2 protein-coding genes are annotated in these 746 nt (G+C 66.0%); one reads left to right on the top strand and one right to left on the bottom strand.

Features of this window, described 5'->3' with window-relative positions; all coding sequences use genetic code 11:
• The coding region (locus tag HC022_RS28030) for a cytochrome c oxidase subunit 3 (RefSeq protein ID WP_175583774.1) at positions 1-225 on the top strand (225 nt) is incomplete at its 5' end.
• A gap of 78 nt (positions 226-303) precedes the next feature.
• On the opposite strand, the gene HC022_RS28025 is transcribed toward HC022_RS28030, so the two are convergent.
• The coding region (locus tag HC022_RS28025; protein ID WP_167454543.1) for a histidine phosphatase family protein at positions 304-746 on the bottom strand (443 nt) is incomplete at its 5' end.

The raw sequence follows: 746 nt of genomic DNA, 5'->3' as shown, positions 1-746 counted from the left end.
TTCTCGGGCAACATCTACGGCGCCAACTTCTTCATGGCGACGGGCTTCCACGGCGTGCACGTGATCATCGGCACGATCTTCCTCTTCGTCTGCCTGCTGCGGCTTATGAAGGGCGACTTCACCCAGACCAAGCACATCGGCTTCGAGGCCGCCGCCTGGTACTGGCACTTCGTCGACGTCGTGTGGCTGTTCCTCTTCGCCGCGGTCTACGTCTGGGGCGGCTAAGCCGGTTCCCCACCGCCTGAAAACGCCAAAAGCGGGCCCCCAAGGCCCGCTTTTTTCGTTTCCGGCGATCGGACGGACTCAGAGATGGGTGCGCGCGTAGGCCCGTCCCGCCATCTCGAGATGCGGCACCGCGTTGAACTGCGTCACCGCAAGCCCCGTGGCCAGAGGCTGGATCCGGTGCACCGAGCTGTTCTCGACGGCGAGACAGGCATGCGCCAGCGCCCCCATCCCCAGCCCCATGCAGCTGCGCATGGCAAAGCCGATGAGCCCGCCCGAGGTCACCACCAGCGCCCTGCCCTCGCCCGCGGCGATCTCTTGCAGCACCTCGGAGACCCGCGCCTCGAAATCGGCAAAGCTCTCGGGCGCGCCCTCGAGCCCTCCCTCGCTCCACACGGTGAAGAGCTGCGGCAGGTGCAGGATGAAGCCCTCGCGATCCGAGGGCAACGTCACCCCGTGCTGCTCTGCATAGAGCTGAGCCATGGTGAAATACTCGAGCTCGTTGAGCCGGGCGTCGACCACCG

This window comes from Salipiger sp. HF18, assembly GCF_011806505.1.
Classification (GTDB): Bacteria; Pseudomonadota; Alphaproteobacteria; order Rhodobacterales; family Rhodobacteraceae; genus Salipiger; species Salipiger thiooxidans.
The sequence above is the reverse complement of the archived record's forward strand: the minus strand, read 5'-3'. Positions and strand labels throughout refer to the sequence as shown.